This window comes from Pseudomonas sp. E45-MNA-CIBAN-0222 (assembly GCF_040310405.1).
Lineage (GTDB): Bacteria > Pseudomonadota > Gammaproteobacteria > Pseudomonadales > Pseudomonadaceae > Stutzerimonas > Stutzerimonas stutzeri_AC.
Genome location: NZ_JBEOPU010000002.1, coordinates 377,254 through 390,881, shown reverse-complemented (window position 1 = coordinate 390,881; position 13,628 = coordinate 377,254). Strand labels below are relative to the sequence as shown.

Sequence of the window (13,628 nt, the reverse complement as noted above, 5' to 3'; positions counted from 1 at the left end):
GACCGGCCCTGATGCCGGAACCCGTGCTTAGCGCACCCGCTTTGCGAGGTGCTAGGATAGAGCCCGTTTGGCCGGCAGCGTGGCTGCCGGCGTATCGCATCCTTGAGAATACCTTCTCCATGTTTGGTTCCAACGACGACAAGAAGACACCGGCCGAGCCCGGCGAAAAGAAAGGCCTGTTCGGCTGGCTGCGCAAGAAACCGCAGCAGCCGGCGGCCGAGCAACCTGCTGCCGAAGCGCAGGAAGACCGCCTGGCGCACGCCGAGCAGCCTGAGGCCGAGAGCGAGCAACCGGCAATCACCACCGCCGAGTTATTGCCCGAACCGCCCGTCGAAGCCGAAATACTCCCAGAGCCAGAGCCAGAGCCAGAGCCAGAGCCAGAGCCAGAGCCAGAGCCAGAGCCAGAGCCAGAAATCGTGCCGGTGCCGGTCGCCGCGGCAGTGCCCGCCGAAGCTCCGGCCAAACTCGGCTTCTTCGCCCGCCTCAAGCAAGGGCTGTCCAAGACCAGCTCCAGCATCGGCGAAGGCATGGCCAGCCTGTTCCTCGGCAAGAAAGCCATCGACGATGACCTGCTCGACGAACTGGAAACCCGTCTGCTCACCGCCGACGTCGGTGTCGAGGCGACCACGGCGATCATGCAGAACCTCACCCGCCGCGTGTCGCGCAAGGAGCTGGCCGACAGTGGCGCGCTCTATACCGCGCTGCAGGAAGAACTCTCTGGGTTGCTCAAGCCGGTCGAGCAGCCGCTCGTGGTCGACAGTGGCAAGTGCCCGTATGTGATCCTCGTGGTCGGCGTGAACGGTGTCGGCAAGACCACCACCATCGGCAAGCTGGCCAAGAAGCTGCAGCTCGAAGGCAAGAAGGTCATGCTCGCGGCCGGCGACACCTTCCGCGCCGCGGCGGTGGAGCAGTTGCAGGTGTGGGGCGAGCGCAACAGCATTCCGGTGATCGCCCAGCACACCGGTGCCGATTCCGCCTCGGTGATCTTCGATGCGGTGCAGGCGGCCAAGGCGCGCGGCATCGACGTGCTGATCGCTGACACCGCGGGCCGTCTGCATACCAAGGACAACCTGATGGAGGAACTGAAGAAAGTCCGTCGGGTCATGGGCAAGCTCGACGAGTCGGCTCCCCACGAAGTCCTGCTGGTACTCGACGCCGGCACCGGCCAGAACGCCATCAACCAGACCAAGCAGTTCAACCAGGCGGTCGAGCTGACCGGGCTGGTGCTGACCAAGCTCGACGGCACCGCCAAGGGTGGCGTGATCTTCGCCCTGGCCAAGCAGTTCGGCACGCCGATCCGCTATATCGGTGTCGGCGAAGGCATCGACGATCTGCGCACGTTCGAGGCCGATGCCTTCGTCAAGGCGCTTTTTGCCCAGCGGGACGGCGCATGATTCGTTTCGAACAGGTCGGCAAACGCTATCCCAACGGCCACATCGGGTTGCATGAGCTTTCCTTTCAGGTGCGCCGTGGCGAGTTCCTCTTCGTCACCGGCCATTCCGGCGCCGGCAAGAGCACGCTGCTGCGCCTGTTGCTGGCCATGGAGCGCCCCACCAGCGGCAAGCTGTTGCTGGCCGGACAGGACCTGTCGCGCATCACCAACGCGCAGATTCCCTTCCTGCGCCGACAGATCGGGGTGGTGTTCCAGAATCACCAGCTGCTGTTCGATCGCACGGTGTTCGACAACGTCGCCCTGCCGTTGCAGATACTCGGGCTCAACAAGCGCGAGATCGGTCAGCGGGTGATGACCGCACTAGAGCGCGTCAGCCTCAAGGACAAGGCGCTGCAGTATCCCGCTGACCTGTCAACGGGTCAGCAGCAACGTGTCGGCATTGCCCGCGCCGTGGTGCACCGTCCGGCCCTGCTGCTGGCTGACGAACCCACCGGTAACCTCGACCCGCGGCTTGCCGCAGAGATCATGGGTGTGTTCGAAGACATCAACCGTCTGGGCACTACCGTATTGATCGCCAGCCACGATCTGGCGCTGATCGCGCGGATGCGTCATCGCATGCTGACCCTGCAACGTGGTCGCCTGATCGGCGACGGGGAGGCCAGCTGATGAGCAGCGAACGCAAACCTAAAACCAACCCAAGCACGGCAGAGCGCATTGGCGGTTCGGTGAAGAAACCGGAGCAGCCGCGCGGCGACGAGCCGGACTTCAAGGCACTGTTTCACGCCTGGCTGGAAAGCCATCGGGCGAGCCTGGTCGACAGTGTCGGGCGCCTGGTCAAGCAGCCGATCGGTAGCTTCTTCACCTGTCTGGTGATGGCGGTAGCGCTGAGCTTGCCTATGGGCCTGGCACTGTTGTTGGACAACGTCGAGCGGCTTGGCGGTTCCTGGCAGCGCGCCGCGCAGATCTCACTGTTCATGCAGCTGGATGTGGATGCCGGTACCGGCGAGCGTTTGCGTGATGAGGTGGCCGCCATGCCGGACGTGGCTGAAGCGGACTGGGTCAGCCGCGAACAAGCGCTGGAGGAGTTCCAGCAGCTTTCCGGACTAGGCGAGGCGCTGAAGGAGCTACCGGAAAATCCGCTGCCCGGCGTGATTCTTGTCACGCCCGAGGAGGTGGACAAGGACAAGCTTGAAGCGCTGCGCCAGCAGCTGGCCGAACTGCCCGGCGTGCAGTTGGCTCAGCTGGATCTGCTCTGGGTCGAGCGACTGAGCGCCATTCTCAAGCTCGGCGACCGTTTTGTTTTCGGCCTGACGCTGTTGCTGGTCGCCACGCTGTTGCTGGTGATCGGCAACACAATCCGCCTGCATATTGAAAACCGGCGCACCGAGATCGAGGTGGTCAAGCTTGTAGGTGGCACCGACGGCTACGTCCGGCGCCCGTTCCTCTATATGGGCGCCATCTATGGTCTGGGGGCGGGATTGATCGCCTGGCTGCTGTTGGCCTACGGGCTGGGCTGGCTTAACGAGGCCGTGGTTAGTCTCGCTGGCCTCTACGGCAGTGATTTCGGTCTGGAAGGTGTCCCGGCCGGTGACGCACTGTCGCTGGTTATCGGCGCCATATTGCTTGGCTACATCGGAGCCTGGTTGGCTGTCGCAAGGCATCTGAGTGAGTTGGCGCCAAGATAAATTTCTTTTTAATACAATGACTTAGTTGATTGGCTGGGGAACTTTTCCACAGGCTTGCAGTCTCATGCGGCAATGCTAAACTGCTGCAGCTTCGTCATTGGAGGTACTGCATGACAACTACTCTGCAACCTGTTCAAGCGCTAGTCCCGGGAGCCAATCTCGAGGCCTACGTGCAGACCGTGAACAGCCTCCCGCTGCTCACCGTCGAGCAGGAGCGCGAGCTGGCCGGGCGTCTCTTCTATCATCAGGATCTCGAAGCGGCTCGGCAGATGGTGCTGGCGCACCTGCGTTTCGTCGTTCACATTGCCCGCAGCTATTCTGGCTATGGTCTGGCCCAGGCCGATTTGATTCAGGAAGGTAATGTCGGCTTGATGAAGGCGGTCAAGCGTTTCAACCCAGAGATGGGCGTACGGTTGGTGTCTTTCGCCGTGCATTGGATTCGCGCCGAAATCCACGAGTTCATCCTGCGCAACTGGCGCATCGTCAAGGTCGCGACCACCAAGGCGCAGCGCAAGCTGTTCTTCAATCTGCGTAGCCAGAAGAAGCGCCTGGCCTGGCTGAACAACGATGAAGTGTCGGCCGTGGCCGACAGCCTGGGCGTCGAGCCACATGAAGTGCGCGAGATGGAGAGTCGCCTGACCGGGCATGATATGGCCTTCGATCCGGCAACCGATGCCGATGACGACAGTGCCTATCAGTCGCCGGCGCACTATCTGGAAGATCACCGTTACGATCCGGCCCGCCAGCTGGAAGATGCAGACTGGAGCGATAGCTCAACCTCCAGTCTGCATACGGCACTCGAAGGGCTCGATGAGCGTAGTCGCGATATCCTCCAACAGCGCTGGCTGAGTGAGGACAAAGCGACCCTGCACGACCTGGCTGCCAAGTACAACGTGTCAGCCGAGCGCATTCGACAGCTGGAAAAGAATGCGATGAACAAGCTGAAGGGCTCGATTCAGGCCTGATGCTCACCAGCTAAAGCGAATCGCGGGGTGCCAATCGGCTCCCGCGATTTTTTTTGCCTCAAGCTATCGGGTGCCACGTGCCGCTCAGTCCCCGCGGCGCATCCTTCGGATGTTGTCTTGCGCTTTCTCGACTGCCGCCAACAACTGCGCATTGGTGATCGGCTTGTGCAGCCAGACGATCCACTCGGGAAACTGGGCTTGATCGAACTGGTGTGCCGCGGAGATGACGATGATCGGTAGATCCTGCATGCCCGGTTTGGCGCGCAGCTCGTCGATCAGCTGCATGCCGCTGCCGTCGGGCAGGTGCAGGTCGAGTGTCATCGCCTCGTAATGGCCGTTGGCGAGCTTTTCCCGTGCTTGATGCAGGCTTTGCACCCGCTCTGCCCCATAGCCGCCCTCGCGCAGCATCATATGTAGAAGGCGCCCGGTGTCCGGTTCATCTTCGACCACCAGGATTCTCGGCAAACCGTCGCGGCTCTCCGTCTCGCTGGCGGAGGCCTGAATGGGCAGCTCGCACCAGAAGGTTGTGCCTTGGCCGGGCTGGCAGTCAAAGCCAACGGCGCCGCCCATGCGCTCGATCAGTTCCTTGGTGATGGCCAATCCGAGCCCGGTACCGGATTTCTGTCGGCTGTCGGAAGCGTCTGCCTGAGCAAACTTCTCGAACACCCTCGAACGGAATGCCTCAGGAATGCCTGGCCCTTGGTCTGTGACGCTGATGCGAACCTTCGGCCCAGACAAGTGACTGTGCAGTCGAATTTCCCCTCCCTCAGGAGTGAACTTGACGGCATTTGACAAGAAGTTGCCGAGCACCTGCTGCAAGCGAATCCCGTCTACCCAGACCAGTACGTCAGCGGGGTGATCCAGTGTGCAGCGCACACCATGTTGATCGCAGAGCGCGCGGTTGCTCGCCAGTGCCTCCTCGAGCAGGTCACCCAGCGAATGTTCGCGCAATTCAAAGGACATTTTTCCGGCGGCAATCTTCTCCATGTCCAGCAGGTCGTTGATCAGATGGCCCAGGCGCAGGCTGTTGCGATAGGCGATTTCGAGCATGTGCAGCATGGCAGGCGGCACTGCGCCAAGCGCGCCGCCGACAATCAGCCCGAGCGCTCCGCTGATCGAGGTCAGTGGCGTGCGCAGCTCGTGGCTCACGGTGGAGACGAAGTCGTTCTTCATCTGCTCGACGCGCTTGTGCTCTGTGAGGTCCATCAGCGTGCCGCTGATACGCTGCGCCATGCCCTGCGGGTCGCGCTGGATATAGCCGCGCAACAGCACCGGCACAATATGGCCGTGCTTATGCTGCAGCCGTAGCTCGGTGGTGAAGTGGTCGACATTGGATAGCATGGTTTGCGCCAGCCGCGCCTTCTGCTGCGCGAGGTCTTCAGCGACCGTGACGCGCTCCCACAGTTTGAGATCGCAGGTCAGTTCGTTGGGGCGATAACCGAGCATGTCCCAGGCGCGGGGTGAGGCGAACATGCTGCCGGCTTCCAGGTCGAGGTCCCACAGTCCGTCGTTGCTGCCTTTGAGAGCCAACGAAAGACGTTCCTCGCTCAACCTCAGGTCGTGCCGGCTTTGGCGAATATGCCGCGTCATCTCTTCCGCCAGCGCCTTGGTGCGGCGATGGCGAAGCGCAAGCGACGACGTCAGAAGAAATACCAGTAGGCTCAGCCCAAGTCCCAGGCCAATCACCAGCGCTTCGTTGGCGCGGAAGCGCTCGTCGAACTCTGGCCGGCTATCCATGCGTAGCGACCAGGTCTGGCCGTAAAGGTCCAATTGCTGAAGCTCGCTGTAGCGGGCTCTACCGGGTTCAGGTGCCTCGCGTGAGGCGTAGAGCAAATGCTGCGGGTTTTCGCTGGTGCTGGCGTATATGTGCAGAGCCAGCGGCAAGTCTGCCGCACGAAGAATGCCCCGCATCAGGTCGTCGACCCGATAGGGACTGTAGACGAATCCCAACAGCGCCTGCATGCGTTGCTCCGGCGTAGTCACCGGCTGTTCTGGCCGGTACACCGGCACATAGAGCAGCACGCCGGCCTGTACCTTGCCGTGGGTTTCCTGCATCAGCGTCACTTTGCCGGTGATGCTGGTTTCGCCTAGTTGCGCGGCGCGCAGCATCGCGCGCTGGCGGGTCGGTTCGGAGTACATGTCGTAGCCAAATGCGGCCAGATTGCGACCGGTAAATGGCTCCAGAAAGATAATTGAGGTGTAGAGCTCGCGGTCACCGGCAGGGTAGATGTCGTAGCTTGGGAAGCCTTGCGCGCGGATTTTGGCGATATGGGCCTCGCGCTCGTCTCGCGGGACGGCCTGCGTGAAGCCGACGCCTTGAATGCCTGGGTAGCGATCCGGCAGCAGCAGACGGCTGACGTACATGCGCCACTGCTCGCGGTTGACTTGCTCGACGGCATCGAACAGACCGGCGCCGCCAAGAAGAATCTGCTCGTGGTCGCGTAGGCGCTTGCGAATGGCCTCGGTGACCTTCTCGCTAAGCATCTGAAATTGCTGCTCAGCCGCGCGGTCTTCGTTGGTGCGCAGGTTCTGCCAGACCACCAGCTGTACCAGCAGGGTCAACACCAAAGCGCCCCAGGCGATGCCGTTTCGCCAGGTGAAGAGCTGTCGCAGGCCCAGGGATGGGCTGTGGTGTTCTACTGGGTCGCTCATCATCTTCGCTGTGGTGGGCGGTACGTGAACCGATTTGGTTGTCTGATCGGTCAGAAAGTGTGCTGGCCGCTACTGGCTGGGCTGGGCCAGTATGCCGCAATGACGCGGCCTCGGGCGTACAGGCGGTCGGCCTGCGGCGCTGAGCGAACATCAGCTTACCGCTCGTGATGGCCTATTGATATAAGTGCGTCATCAGCGCGGAGACGAAGGGCTGCTATTGCCGTAATCCAGTGCTGTCGGGCGCCAGTCGATATCGCTCGCGGGCAGCGGTCGGGCAAAACCGTAGCCCTGCCCATAGTCGCAATTCTGGGACAACAGGAATGCCGCCTGGTCCGCAACCTCGATGCCTTCGGCGACGACTTTCAGGCCCAGGTTATGCGCCAGACTGATGACCGAGCGGGTAATGGCGGCATCCTCGCGGTCTGCTGGCAGCCCTCTGACGAAGCCTTGGTCGATTTTGAGCTTGTGCACGTTCATGCGCTTTAACCGTTGCAACGACGAGTAGCCGGTGCCGAAGTCGTCGATTGCCAATTGAACGCCAAGCGTGCGCAGGCGCTGCAACAACTCCAGGGCTGCGTCCGGGTCCTGCATAACGGTACTTTCGGTGATCTCCAGCTCGAGGTAGCGGGGCTCAAGCCCACTCTTGGCCAGAACGGTGGCCACCTGCAGGTCAAGGTCGCCGTTGCCGAACAGCCGACTGGAGATATTCACCGCGATGAATCCTAGCGCGCGGCCCTGGCCGAGCCATTCCCGGGCCTGGTCGCAGGCTTGCTCCAGCACCCAGTTATCTATGGCGCCGATCAGGCCGGTTTCCTCGGCGATGGGGATAAAGATGCCTGGCGCGATCAGGCCTTTTTGCGGATGCTGCCAGCGCACCAGCGCTTCGAATCCGGCGATGGTGCCTTGGTGCAGATCGTAAATCGGCTGAAAATGCAGACGCAGCTGTCCGTGTTCCAGAGCCTGGCGCAGAGCGGTGACCAGCTCGACGCGCTGGCGCGCTTGGCTCGTCAGCTCTTCGGAATAGAACGCATAGGTAGAGCGGCCGCTGCTCTTGGCCTTGAACAGCGCCGAATCGGCGTTGCGCATCAGCTGCTCGACATTCTGCACATCGGTCGGATACGGATAGAGCACGATGCCAATGCTGGCGCTGCTGAACAGCTCCTGCCCGCCGAGGTGGAAGGGCTCGTTCAGACGATCAAGGATGCGCAATGCCAGAGCCGTGGCTTTCTCGGCGCCAAAGCCTTCGCAAAGCAGGGCGAATTCGTCGCCGCCGAGTCGGCCGAGCGTCATGCCTTCCTCGAGCTCGGCACTCAAACGAACGCTTACGGTTTGCAGCAGAGCATCGCCCAGGCTGTGGCCAAGGCTTTCGTTGATGTCCTTGAAGTGGTCGAGGTCGATCAGCAGCAGCGCGCCGCTACGCCTGCTCGCTCGTGCCCGCTCGAGGTCTTGCTTGGCGCGCTCGGTGAACAGCAGACGATTCGGCAGGTTGACCAGTGGGTCGTAGTGGGCGAGTTGGTCGAGTTCCTCGCGAGAGCGTTTCAGCGCCGAGAGGTCGGAGAACACCGCTACGTAATGGCTGAGATTACCCTGGTTGTCGTGGATGCAGCGCAGGTTCTGCCATTGCGGATACACCTCGCCGTTCTTGCGGCGGTTCCAGATTTCGCCGCTCCATTCGCCATGATCTTTCAGCGCCAGCCACATCTGAGCGTAGAAGGCTGCGTCGTGCTTGCCGGAGGCGAAGAGTTTCGGTGTTTGCCCGAGTACCTCTTCGGTGCTGTAGCCGGTGATGCGACTGAACGCGGGATTGACGTGCACGATGTGCTGGCTTGGATCAGTTACCAGAACGCCTTCCTGGGTGCTGTCGAAGACCGCCGCCGCCTGTTTAAGGCTGGTTTCCTGCACATGCTGAGCACGCTGCTGCTCGTCGAAGCGGCGAAAGTGCTGTCGTCCGAGCACGAACAGCAGGGCGCTCGTGAATGCCACAAATAGAGCGCCTTTGCCCATGTGCCAGGCTTGGCTGTCGCTGCCCTTGACCAGATGGCCGAGGAGCGTGTCGCCGAGGAGAATCCACAGCATGGCCAGGAGAAAGTAGCCCAGACTCAGCCGGACGAGGTGCGTGTTCATCGTTGCTTTTGAGTCCGGTCGAGATACTGCACAGTCAAACCTCATCGCACAGCGCAGGCGCGAGGCACATCGTTAGACACGGGTGCTGCTGCATCCTGCGACGCCTGCGGCGCGACATACTGGCCTAAAGCCAGCCTGGCCACCAGTCCGGGTGGTCAGGTTTCAGCCGCTGCAGGTAGTGTGCGCCTCCAAGCTGGCGCATCTGCTGGCGAATCCACGCAGCGCGGTTGTTCACGTACCCGCTCGGTTTGCCCGCGTGCCATTGCCGCGGATTTGGCAGCACCGCAGCCAGCAGGCTGGCCTGGCGGGCGGATAAATACGATGCGCCGGTACCGAAATGGTGCTGTGCTGCCGCTTGCGCACCGAAGATGCCATCGCCCCATTCAACGCTATTGAGGTAGACCTCAAGGATGCGCTGCTTGGGCCACAGCAGTTCGATCAGTGCGGTGAACCAGGCTTCCAGACCTTTGCGCGGCCAACTGCGGCCGGACCAGAGGAACAGATTCTTCGCTACCTGCTGACTTAGGGTGCTGGCACCGCGCAGTGATACGCCACGCTCATTGTGGCTGAGGGCGGCGCGAATTGCTGCGACGTCGAAGCCCCAGTGGTCGGCAAACTTCTGGTCCTCGGCAGCGATCACCGCCATTTTCAGATCGTCCGGCAGCTCGCGCCAGGGCCGCCAGTCGCGGGTCAGGTCGATAGTTTCGCCTGTGCGCCAGGACTCGATCTTGCGCTCGATCATCAAAGCGGTGAACGGCGGAGGCACCCAGCGAAACAACAGGACCAGCAGCACCAATAGGCCGATCAGCCAGAGCAGCAGTTTGGACAGGCGCAGCAGAAGGTTTCGCAACATGGCACGTGGTCGTGGGCGAAAAGAGCCGGCATTATAGCGACCGTTCAAGCCATCGACTGGAAAAGGCAATGATTCGTTATTATCTCGTGCTTGCCGCCCTTTTCGGTTTCACCGGCGTAGCGCTCGGCGCCTTCGCCTCCCACGGCCTCAGAAGTCAGCTGAGCCCGGCCTATCTGGCCGTTTTTCAGACGGGCGTGCAGTATCAGATGATTCACGCGCTGGCGCTTTTCGGCGTCGCGCTGCTCGCATTGCAACGGCCCAGTCGCCTGCTGAACGCGGCTGGCGCCTTGTTCGCCGCTGGCATTCTGTTGTTCTCAGGCAGCCTGTACCTGCTCACGCTCAGTGGAATCGGCAAGCTAGGCATGATCACGCCGATAGGTGGCACCGCCTTTCTCGCAGGTTGGTTATGTCTGGGGCTTGCCGGCTGGCGCTTACGCGGCTGAGCGAGACGAACGGCCGCGGGCTTCGCGTTGGTGGCGTGGGTGATTCGGGCTAGAATGCCGTCCCCTTTTCGCAATGGCGGCGAACAGCATGCATATCCAGTTGAATGGCGAACCCTATGAGCTGCCAGCCGGCGAGACGGTGGCCGACCTGCTGGTGCGTCTTGAGCTGAGCGGGCGCCGTCTGGCCGTCGAGCTCAACCGGGACATCGTGCCGCGCAGCGCGCACGCGTCCACGCCGCTCAGCGAGGGCGATCATGTCGAGGTGGTTCACGCCATCGGTGGCGGCTAGCTGATCGCGTCCCTTCGAATTACGCCGCCAGTGCGGCGCCCAGTCCGCAGCAATACGTCCGAACGAGGATTTCCCATGCGCCCAGTTCCGAACGACAAGCCCTTTATCCTGGCCGGTCGCACCTATCAATCGCGGCTGCTGGTTGGCACCGGCAAGTACAAGGATCTCGAGGAGACGCGTGCGGCCATCGAAGCGTCGGGCGCCGATATCGTCACCGTTGCGGTACGCCGCACCAACATCGGCCAGAATCCGGGCGAGCCGAACCTGCTCGATGTGATCAGTCCCGAGCGTTACACCATCCTGCCGAACACTGCTGGTTGCTTCACGGCCGAAGACGCGGTGCGCACATGCCGCCTGGCGCGCGAACTGCTCGATGGTCACAAGCTGGTCAAGCTCGAAGTGCTGGCCGATCAGAAGACCCTGTTTCCGAACGTGATCGAAACCCTCAAGGCGGCAGAAGTGCTGGTCAAGGACGGTTTCGACGTCATGGTGTACACCAGCGACGACCCGATCATCGCCCGTCAACTGGCCGAGATGGGCTGCATCGCGGTGATGCCGCTAGCTGGACTGATCGGCACCGGCCTGGGCATCTGCAACCCGTACAACCTGCGCATCATCCTTGAAGAAGCCACCGTTCCCGTGCTGGTGGATGCCGGGGTCGGTACTGCCTCGGATGCGGCCATCGCCATGGAGCTGGGCTGCGAAGCGGTTTTGATGAATAGCGCCATTGCCCATGCGCAAAACCCGGTGCTGATGGCTGAGGCGATGAAGTACGCCATCGAGGCCGGCCGTCTGGCCTATCTCGCCGGGCGCATGCCGAAAAAGCTTTACGCGAGCGCCTCATCGCCGCTGGATGGGCTGATTCGCTAAAACGGCTTGTGGCCGACCCTGACCTCGTGTCGGGGTCGGCTTTTTTATTTCTCGCAGGTAGACCATGACAGAGCAAACCCCCGCGGTTGAAGAGCAGCAAACCGAGCACCGCCGTACCATCAAGAGTTTCGTGATGCGCGCCGGGCGTATGACCGAAGGCCAGCAGCGCGGTCTCGAACAAGGCTGGCCGAAATTCGGGCTGGTGCTCGAGGATGGTCTGCGCAATTTCGACGAAGTGTTTGGCCGCAGTGCGCCGCGTACCTTCGAGATCGGGTTCGGCATGGGCCATTCCACGCTGGAAATGGCCGGCGCGGCGCCGGATCAGGACTTCATCGGCGTGGAAGTGCATAAACCCGGTGTCGGTGCGCTGCTGAGCGGACTTGTGTCACAGAAATTAAACAACGTCAGGGTCTACAGTTGCGACGCTTTGGAGGTGCTGCGCGATTGCGTAGCCGATGCCAGTCTGGACCGCGTGCTGCTGTTCTTTCCGGACCCATGGCACAAGAGCCGTCATCACAAGCGGCGCATCGTTCAGCCGGCCTTCGCCGAGCTGGTGCGCAGCAAGTTGAAGGTCGGCGGCGTGCTGCATATGGCCACCGACTGGGAGCCCTACGCCGAATACATGCTTGAGGTGATGAGCGTCGCCCCGGGCTATCGCAATCTGGCTGAGGACGGGCGCTGCGTACCACGCCCGCCAGAGCGGCCGGTAACCAAGTTTGAACGCCGTGGCGAGCGGCTCGGTCACGGCGTCTGGGACCTGAAGTTCCAGCGCATCGACTAAGAAACGTTACGACAAGCAGCACCGAGACACCCGCGACCGCCGCCGGGCCGCCCTGTAGGTAGGGCCCGTCAGCGCTATCGCTTGCCAGACTCAAACGAAGAGCCGCAGCAGCGGCCAGGGATAAAAGTGCCTGCCAGGAAGGCACGCCTGCACACACCATATAACAATGCATCGCCGACGGCTGGGTATACCAAGCAGTGCCCAGCGTCGTGCGCAATTGGGGGAGTAGACGATGTACGGAAAGATTGGAATTCTGTTGTTGGCGGCCTGTGCCGCATGGCAGGCACAGGCAAAGGTAGATAGCGCCGAGGCCGCCCGGCTGGGGCAGGACCTTACCCCGCTTGGCGCTGAGCGGGCTGGCAATGCTGCCGGTACCATCCCTCCGTGGACGGGTGGCGTTGCGCCGCCGGCCGGCTACGAGCCGGGGATGCACCATCCCGACCCGTATGCCTCCGACTCGATGCTCTATCGTGTTGATCGGACCAACCTGGACCAGTACAGCGGTCAGCTCTCCGAAGGCTTGAAGGCCTTGCTGGAGCGCTACCCGGACTACCATCTGCGTGTCTTTCCGACCCGCCGCAGTGCTTCGGTGCCGCAGCGCATCTATGACGCTACGCGTTTCAACGCTGTTAGCGCCGAGCTGATTGCCAACGGTAACGGCATCCTGGGAGCCGCAGCCGGAATTCCGTTCCCGATCCCGCAGAGCGGTATCGAGGTCATCTGGAATCACATCCTGCATTACAAGGGCGACCAGACCCACATGGTCAACAACCAGGCCGTTGTGATTGGTGGCAGGGCCAATTACATCAAGCGCGACCGGCATGTTTACTACGTCTACAACCGCGAGGGGATGACCCAAGGGGATCTGGACAATACCGTGCTGTACTACAAGTACCGGGTTACAGCGCCGGCCAAGCTTTCCGGCACCGCGCTCGTGGTGCAGGACCCTCTGGATCAGGTGCTGACTACCCGCAAGGCTTGGCGCTACAGCCCGGATGATCGCCGTGTGCGCCGCCTGCCTTCGCTTGCCTATGACTCACTGCAGCCCGACACCAGTGGTCTGGCTACGGCCGACGTGGTCGACTCTTTCAATGGTGCGCCGGACCGGTACGACTGGGAGCTGCTCGGCAAGCGCGAGATGCTGATGCCCTACAACAGCTATGCGGTGCACCAGAAGGGCATTCCCTACGACACCATCGTTCAATCGCGCACGCTTAATCCAGAGCTGCTGCGCTACGAGCTGCATCGCGTATGGGTTGTCGAGGCGACTTTGCGCAAAGGCTTCGGGCACCTGTACGACAAGCGCCGGTTCTATATCGACGAGGACAGCTGGGCGATCCTCGCGGTCGACCTGTATGACGAGAAGGGTGCCCTGATTGGTCTGCAGGAGAGCCACCCGATCAGCTATTACGATGTGCCGATGTTCAACAGCACGCTGGAAACGTTGTACCACCTCAAGGACGGCAACTATTTCGTCGACGGGCTGGATAACAACGAGCAGATGTATGATTTCGGCGCAAAGCTGAGTCCTCGCGACTTCTCGCCTCAGGCGCTGCGCCGGGGCGGAAACTGA

The 13,628-nt window shown here is 61.8% G+C and carries 12 protein-coding genes; 9 read left to right on the top strand and 3 right to left on the bottom strand.

From position 1 onward, the window contains the following. Positions 1–119: 119 nt before the first annotated feature. The 4 genes from ftsY (at position 120) to rpoH (ending at position 4,043) form a co-directional block, all read left to right on the top strand. On the top strand, positions 120–1,394 hold the full coding sequence (ftsY, locus tag AAEZ08_RS04805; protein WP_500123817.1) for a signal recognition particle-docking protein FtsY: 1,275 nt from the start codon (positions 120–122) through the stop codon (positions 1,392–1,394). Next, a complete protein-coding gene (ftsE, locus tag AAEZ08_RS04800; protein WP_003282770.1) occupies positions 1,391–2,059 on the top strand; it encodes a cell division ATP-binding protein FtsE in 669 nt (222 codons plus the stop codon). Before ftsY ends, ftsE begins: the two co-directional genes overlap by 4 nt. Further along, positions 2,059–3,078, top strand: coding sequence for a permease-like cell division protein FtsX (gene ftsX, locus AAEZ08_RS04795; protein WP_058064249.1), 1,020 nt, complete (start codon positions 2,059–2,061; stop codon positions 3,076–3,078). The genes ftsE and ftsX overlap by 1 nt, the downstream gene beginning before the upstream one ends. Before the next feature lie 110 nt (positions 3,079–3,188). Continuing rightward, entirely contained in the window at positions 3,189–4,043 is an 855-nt protein-coding gene (gene rpoH, locus AAEZ08_RS04790) for an RNA polymerase sigma factor RpoH (RefSeq protein ID WP_003282767.1), read from the top strand. An 84-nt stretch (positions 4,044–4,127) separates the two neighbouring features. On the opposite strand, the gene AAEZ08_RS04785 is transcribed toward rpoH, so the two are convergent. The 3 genes from AAEZ08_RS04785 to mtgA all read right to left on the bottom strand — a co-directional run bounded on the left by AAEZ08_RS04785 (position 4,128) and on the right by mtgA (position 9,672). Then, positions 4,128–6,695 (bottom strand): CHASE domain-containing protein, encoded by a 2,568-nt coding sequence (locus tag AAEZ08_RS04785; protein WP_500123816.1) that lies wholly within the window; start codon positions 6,693–6,695, stop codon positions 4,128–4,130. Positions 6,696–6,887: 192 nt separating this feature from the next. Beyond that, positions 6,888–8,819, bottom strand: a complete 1,932-nt coding sequence (gene dibA, locus AAEZ08_RS04780) for a phosphodiesterase DibA (protein ID WP_500123815.1) — start codon at positions 8,817–8,819, stop codon at positions 6,888–6,890. Positions 8,820–8,943: 124 nt separating this feature from the next. Next, positions 8,944–9,672 (bottom strand): monofunctional biosynthetic peptidoglycan transglycosylase, encoded by a 729-nt coding sequence (gene mtgA / locus AAEZ08_RS04775; RefSeq protein ID WP_500123814.1) that lies wholly within the window; start codon positions 9,670–9,672, stop codon positions 8,944–8,946. Between the two features lie 68 nt (positions 9,673–9,740). Between mtgA and AAEZ08_RS04770 the strand changes: the two genes are divergently transcribed. The 5 genes from AAEZ08_RS04770 (at position 9,741) to AAEZ08_RS04750 (ending at position 13,628) form a co-directional block, all read left to right on the top strand. Beyond that, positions 9,741–10,115, top strand: coding sequence for a DUF423 domain-containing protein (locus tag AAEZ08_RS04770; protein WP_058064253.1), 375 nt, complete (start codon positions 9,741–9,743; stop codon positions 10,113–10,115). 88 nt (positions 10,116–10,203) lie between these two features. Next, positions 10,204–10,404, top strand: a complete 201-nt coding sequence (gene thiS / locus AAEZ08_RS04765) for a sulfur carrier protein ThiS (protein ID WP_058064299.1) — start codon at positions 10,204–10,206, stop codon at positions 10,402–10,404. A gap of 75 nt (positions 10,405–10,479) precedes the next feature. Then, positions 10,480–11,274: a thiazole synthase gene (locus tag AAEZ08_RS04760; RefSeq protein WP_500123813.1), complete on the top strand. Its 795-nt coding sequence runs from the start codon at positions 10,480–10,482 to the stop codon at positions 11,272–11,274. A gap of 64 nt (positions 11,275–11,338) precedes the next feature. Beyond that, positions 11,339–12,055, top strand: a complete 717-nt coding sequence (gene trmB / locus AAEZ08_RS04755; RefSeq protein ID WP_500123812.1) for a tRNA (guanosine(46)-N7)-methyltransferase TrmB — start codon at positions 11,339–11,341, stop codon at positions 12,053–12,055. 232 nt (positions 12,056–12,287) lie between these two features. Continuing rightward, positions 12,288–13,628 carry a DUF1329 domain-containing protein gene (locus tag AAEZ08_RS04750; RefSeq protein WP_058064256.1) on the top strand — a complete coding sequence of 447 codons (1,341 nt, stop codon included), beginning with the start codon at positions 12,288–12,290 and terminating at the stop codon, positions 13,626–13,628.

What these genes read in the sequence shown, in the direction of transcription:
- AAEZ08_RS04785 (WP_500123816.1), bottom strand. Translation starts at nt 6,695, where the DNA reads ATGAGCGACCCAGTAGAACACCACAGCCCATCCCTGGGCCTGCGACAG.
- AAEZ08_RS04750 (WP_058064256.1), top strand. Translation starts at nt 12,288, where the DNA reads ATGTACGGAAAGATTGGAATTCTGTTGTTGGCGGCCTGTGCCGCATGG.
- rpoH (WP_003282767.1), top strand. Translation starts at nt 3,189, where the DNA reads ATGACAACTACTCTGCAACCTGTTCAAGCGCTAGTCCCGGGAGCCAAT.
- AAEZ08_RS04760 (WP_500123813.1), top strand. Translation starts at nt 10,480, where the DNA reads ATGCGCCCAGTTCCGAACGACAAGCCCTTTATCCTGGCCGGTCGCACC.
- AAEZ08_RS04770 (WP_058064253.1), top strand. Translation starts at nt 9,741, where the DNA reads ATGATTCGTTATTATCTCGTGCTTGCCGCCCTTTTCGGTTTCACCGGC.
- ftsY (WP_500123817.1), top strand. Translation starts at nt 120, where the DNA reads ATGTTTGGTTCCAACGACGACAAGAAGACACCGGCCGAGCCCGGCGAA.
- trmB (WP_500123812.1), top strand. Translation starts at nt 11,339, where the DNA reads ATGACAGAGCAAACCCCCGCGGTTGAAGAGCAGCAAACCGAGCACCGC.
- ftsX (WP_058064249.1), top strand. Translation starts at nt 2,059, where the DNA reads ATGAGCAGCGAACGCAAACCTAAAACCAACCCAAGCACGGCAGAGCGC.
- dibA (WP_500123815.1), bottom strand. Translation starts at nt 8,819, where the DNA reads ATGAACACGCACCTCGTCCGGCTGAGTCTGGGCTACTTTCTCCTGGCC.
- ftsE (WP_003282770.1), top strand. Translation starts at nt 1,391, where the DNA reads ATGATTCGTTTCGAACAGGTCGGCAAACGCTATCCCAACGGCCACATC.
- thiS (WP_058064299.1), top strand. Translation starts at nt 10,204, where the DNA reads ATGCATATCCAGTTGAATGGCGAACCCTATGAGCTGCCAGCCGGCGAG.
- mtgA (WP_500123814.1), bottom strand. Translation starts at nt 9,672, where the DNA reads ATGTTGCGAAACCTTCTGCTGCGCCTGTCCAAACTGCTGCTCTGGCTG.